The 3,749-nt window shown below is 69.5% G+C and carries 4 protein-coding genes and 1 pseudogene; all 5 read left to right on the top strand.

Annotated features, from left to right (window positions below; translation table 11 throughout):
• A pseudogene (locus tag ACFV0G_RS37065) lies at positions 1 to 139 on the top strand (adenylate/guanylate cyclase domain-containing protein); the annotation flags it as partial.
• Positions 140 to 170: 31 nt separating this feature from the next.
• On the top strand, positions 171 to 1,010 hold the full coding sequence (gene tsf / locus ACFV0G_RS37060; RefSeq protein WP_380557498.1) for a translation elongation factor Ts: 840 nt from the start codon (positions 171 to 173) through the stop codon (positions 1,008 to 1,010).
• Between the two features lie 301 nt (positions 1,011 to 1,311).
• Positions 1,312 to 2,076: a UMP kinase gene (gene pyrH / locus ACFV0G_RS37055; protein WP_380557495.1), complete on the top strand. Its 765-nt coding sequence runs from the start codon at positions 1,312 to 1,314 to the stop codon at positions 2,074 to 2,076.
• Positions 2,077 to 2,142: 66 nt separating this feature from the next.
• Complete coding sequence (frr, locus tag ACFV0G_RS37050; RefSeq protein ID WP_380557492.1) at positions 2,143 to 2,700, top strand: ribosome recycling factor; 558 nt, start codon at positions 2,143 to 2,145, stop codon at positions 2,698 to 2,700.
• A gap of 169 nt (positions 2,701 to 2,869) precedes the next feature.
• Positions 2,870 to 3,749 (top strand): phosphatidate cytidylyltransferase (locus tag ACFV0G_RS37045; protein ID WP_380557488.1); only part of this gene is annotated, 880 nt, incomplete at its 3' end.

Below are 3,749 nucleotides of genomic sequence, written 5' to 3'. Positions count from 1 at the left end.
CGACATCGGGCAGAAGCGGGCGCTCACCGACAACGACGTGATCGCGCTGCGCCGCCTCGCCGGCCTGATCGAGTCCGGGCTGCTCAGCGAGTCGAGGGGGATACAGTGGGCCCCCGCCCCCCCCCCCACCACCCCACGCAGACACGCGAGACGTGAGAAGAGATCACACCATGGCGAACTTCACCGCCGCGGACGTCAAGAAGCTCCGTGAGCTCACCGGCGCCGGCATGATGGACTGCAAGAAGGCCCTGGACGAGGCCGAGGGTGACGTCCAGAAGGCCGTCGAGCTCCTCCGCATCAAGGGCCAGAAGGGCGTGGCCAAGCGCGAGGGCCGTGACGCCTCCAACGGCGCCGTCGCCTCGCTGATCGCCGAGGGCAACAAGGCCGGCGTCCTGGTCGAGCTGAACTGCGAGACCGACTTCGTCGCCAAGGGTGGCAAGTTCGTCGAGGTCGCCAACGCGATCGCCGCGCACGTCGCCGCCACCTCCCCGGCCGACCTCGAGGCCGCCCTGGCCTCCGAGATCGCCGCCGGCCAGACCGTCCAGCAGTTCGTGGACGAGGCCAACGCCACCCTCGGCGAGAAGATCGTCTTCCGCCGCTTCGCGCAGTTCGACGGCGACGGCTACGTCGGCGTCTACATGCACAAGTCGGACCCGGACCTCCCGCCGACCATCGGTGTCCTCGTCGAGCTCGACAAGGAGAACGCCGAGGTCGCCAAGGACGTCGCGCAGCACATCGCCGCCTTCGCGCCGAAGTACCTCTCCCGCGAGGAGATCCCGGCCGAGGACCTCGAGAACGAGCGCCGCGTCGCCGAGGCCACCGCTCGCGAGGAGGGCAAGCCCGAGGCCGCCCTGCCGAAGATCGTCGAGGGTCGCGTGACCGGCTTCGTCAAGGAGAACGCCGTCCTGGAGCAGGCGTTCGCCAAGGACAACAAGAAGACCGTTGCCAAGGTCCTCGACGAGAACGGCGTCGCCCTCAAGCGCTTCGTCCGCTTCCGCGTCGGCGCCTGAGAATCCGTTCCGTAGCGCTTCCGGCCTAAGGTAGGAAGCGCCCCGACCGCCCGCCCAGGGCGGCCAGGAACGCGCCGATCGGCTCTCCAGCACCCCACGGGGGGCGCGTCGGCACCATGAACGACGAGGAGGCCATTGCCGTGCAGGACACCGTACCGGTTCCCGCGGCAGTGGCCTCCTCGCGTGTACGCGCCGCGTGTGCACGCGCCCAGCACGACCGCACAGCGCCGGTCACCGCACACCCGGTGTTCTGAGCAGCACAGGCAGCCCTGCGAGCCCGCAGGTGGAGAAGGAGAAGGCCATGCAGGAGACGCAGGAGACCCGTCCGGAGACGCAGGACACCTCTCGCCGCCGGGTGCTGCTCAAGCTGTCGGGTGAGGCGTTCGCCGGCGGCGGTGGCCTCGGCGTGGACCCGGACGTGGTGCACGCGATCGCCCGCGAGATCGCCACCGTCGTCCGCGCCGGCACCGAGGTCGCCGTGGTGATCGGCGGCGGCAACTTCTTCCGCGGCGCCGAACTGCAGGTCCGCGGCATGGACCGGGCCCGCTCCGACTACATGGGCATGCTCGGCACCGTGATGAACTGCCTGGCGCTCCAGGACTTCCTGATCAAGGAAGGCATCGAGACCCGCGTCCAGACCGCCATCACCATGGGCCAGGTCGCCGAGCCGTACCTCCCGCTGCGCGCCGTGCGCCACCTGGAGAAGGGCCGTGTGGTGATCTTCGGAGCCGGTATGGGCATGCCCTACTTCTCCACCGACACCACGGCCGTGCAGCGCGCGCTGGAGATCCACGCCGAGGTGCTGCTGATGGGCAAGAACGGCGTCGACGGCGTCTACGACGCCGACCCGCGGACCAACCACGCGGCCGTCAAGTTCGACGCGCTGGACTACTCCGAGGTGATCTCCCGGGACCTGAAGGTGGCGGACCTGACGGCGATCACCCTGTGCAAGGACAACGACCTGCCGATCCTGGTCTTCGAGCTCCTCGCCGAGGGCAATATCGCCAGGGCGGTCAAGGGTGAGAAGATCGGCACACTCATCAGCCAGGACTCCGCCCGGCCCTGAGCAGCAATCAGCCGTCCGGGGCACCGGTACGGGACTACAGCAGATGAACCGGACAGGGAGCAGACAGTGATCGAAGAGACCCTCCTCGAGGCCGAGGAGAAGATGGAGAAGGCCGTCGCCGTCGCCAAGGACGACTTCGCCGCCATCCGCACCGGCCGTGCGCACCCGGCCATGTTCAACAAGATCGTCGCCGACTACTACGGTGCGCTGACCCCGATCAACCAGCTCGCCTCCTTCTCCGTGCCGGAGCCCCGGATGGCGGTCATCACGCCGTTCGACAAGAGCGCGCTGCGCAACATCGAGACCGCGATCCGCGACTCCGACCTCGGTGTGAACCCCTCCAACGACGGCTCGATCATCCGCGTGGTCTTCCCGCAGCTGACCGAGGAGCGCCGCAAGGAGTACATCAAGGTCGCGCGCGGCAAGGGCGAGGACGCCAAGGTCTCGATCCGCTCCATCCGCCGCAAGGCCAAGGACGCCATCGACAAGTTCGTCAAGGACGGCGAGATCGGTGAGGACGAGGGCCGCCGCGCCGAGAAGGAGCTCGACGACACCACGGCCCGCTACGTGGCCCAGGTCGACGAGCTGCTCAAGCACAAGGAAGCCGAGCTTCTCGAAGTCTGACGGCGAACGCCCCCCGACGGCCGACGGCCGCGGGGGCGGAACCGAGACGCTCGCCGCCGAGTTTTCTCTGCTGCGGGTGACCCCCGCACCCGCCTCGCGCCGGTACCGAACGGGTCACTCGCAGCAGCCTGTGGTGTACCGAAGGCGCACTGCGGCACAGACTCAGACCATGCCCCCCGCGCAGGAGACACCCGTGGCCCAACCCGACCAGCAGCCCCGCAAGCAGCGCGGCGGCCGCAATCTTCCGGCCGCGATAGGCGTAGGGGTGGGCCTGGGCGCGGTGATCGTCGCCTCGCTCTTCGTGGTGAAGGCCCTCTTCCTGGTGGTCGTCATCGCGGCCGTCGCGGTCGGCGTCCAGGAGCTGAACAGCCGCCTCGCGGAGACCAAGGGCGTCCACGTCCCGCTGGTGCCGCTGGTGGCCGGCGCGGTCGCGATGCCGCTGCTCGGCTACCTGCTCGGCGGCCGCTGGTCGGGGGCGGCGCTCGCGCTGACCGGCCTGGCCGTCCTGGTCTGGCGGATGAGCCGGCCGCCGGAGAACTACGTCCGCGACATAACGGCGGGCGTGTTCACCGCCTTCTACGTCCCGTTCCTGGCGAGCTTCGTGGCGCTGATGCTGGCCGCGGACGACGGCGCCTGGCGGATCCTGCTCTTCCTGGTGGTCACCATCTGCAGTGACACCGGCGCGTACGCGGTTGGCTACAAGTTCGGGCGGACCAAGCTGGCGCCCACCATCAGCCCCGGCAAGACCCGGGAGGGCCTGGCCGGCGGCACCGGGCTGTCGATGCTCGCGGGCGCGCTGCTGATGCAGTACGTGATCGACGACGGCCGCTGGTGGCAGGGCCTCATCCTGGGCGGCTGCGCGGCGGTCACCGCCACGCTGGGCGACCTCGCCGAGTCGATGATCAAGCGGGACATGGGGATCAAGGACATGGGCACGCTGCTGCCCGGCCACGGCGGGATCATGGACCGGCTGGACTCGCTGCTGCCGACCGAACCCACCCGTAGGGGGGTCCGGATCTCGGATGTTCCCACCGGAACTCCCGTCGCTC

Source organism: Kitasatospora sp. NPDC059571, assembly GCF_042735675.1.
In the GTDB taxonomy this organism is placed as follows: domain Bacteria; phylum Actinomycetota; class Actinomycetes; order Streptomycetales; family Streptomycetaceae; genus Kitasatospora.
This window is presented reverse-complemented; position numbering and strand designations above follow the sequence as displayed.